We start from the raw sequence: 895 nt of genomic DNA on the forward strand, positions 1-895 counted from the left end.
TCAGAACGTCCAGAGGGCGTTGGCCTGGATGGCATGCGACTGGGCGCCGCGCGCGAGCTGGCCGGCGTAGCCCAGGCTCAGGCGCATGCCGCGATCGGCGTAGACGCTGGCGCCGGCTTCCACCAGCATCGCATCACGCGCGACGGGCGTGCCGTGCACGTCGAAGCTCTCGCCTTCGGCAAAGCGCATGCGCGATACCGGGGTTGGCTTGCCGTACGTGTGGCGCCATCCAGCGCCGCCGTGCAAGGCCAGCTGCGTTCCGTCCTTCAGATCGAAGCGGGTCTGGCCGCGCAGGCCCAGGGTGGAGTAACCCAGGTGCTGTTTGGCGGCATCCGCGTGCAGCCCCGCGTTGCCCGTTTCGTTGAAGGCACGGCGGCGGGTATTGGCGTAGGCCAGGCCCGCGTACGGTTCGACCGTGGCGCGGCCAAGGCTGAACGGCATGCCGGCTTCGGTGAACAGCTGTGCGGTGTTGGCCTTGTAGCGGCCTTCGGCTTCTTCCAGGCCGGCGGTGTCGCGCTTGGACGAGACGCTGTGCCAGGTGTAGGAAGCGCCGTAACGCAGCTGGATCCCGCCGCCGGCCGTCTGCGATACGCCCAGTGGCGTGGTGCCGTACGTACCGACCGTATAGCTATCCACCCTGGAGGCGCTGGCGCGGTCGTTGACCTTGACGTTGCCGTTGGTGAAGCCCGCCATCACACCCAGGCGGGTGCCGTGCGGCCTGGCGCTGGACAAGGGCATGTCGGTACCGAACATCAGGCCGGAGCGGGTGGCCTCGAAGCCTGCCGCGTTGCCGTTGCCCGACAGGCGGTCGCGCGCGCCGGCGTATTGCGCCCAGACCGCCTTGCCGCTGGCGTCGCGGACGACCGATTGTGCTTGCGATGATGCGTCGCCGCCG

The 895-nt window shown here is 69.3% G+C and carries 1 protein-coding gene; it reads right to left on the minus strand.

Annotation, left to right across the window (positions count from 1 at the left end):
- Positions 1 to 895, minus strand: an 895-nt coding sequence (locus ACNA0R_RS27240; protein ID WP_415829202.1) for an autotransporter outer membrane beta-barrel domain-containing protein, incomplete at its 5' end; no start/stop codon positions are given.

The organism is Bordetella sputigena, assembly GCF_965137885.1.
In the GTDB taxonomy this organism is placed as follows: Bacteria; Pseudomonadota; Gammaproteobacteria; order Burkholderiales; family Burkholderiaceae_B; genus Bordetella_C; species Bordetella_C sputigena.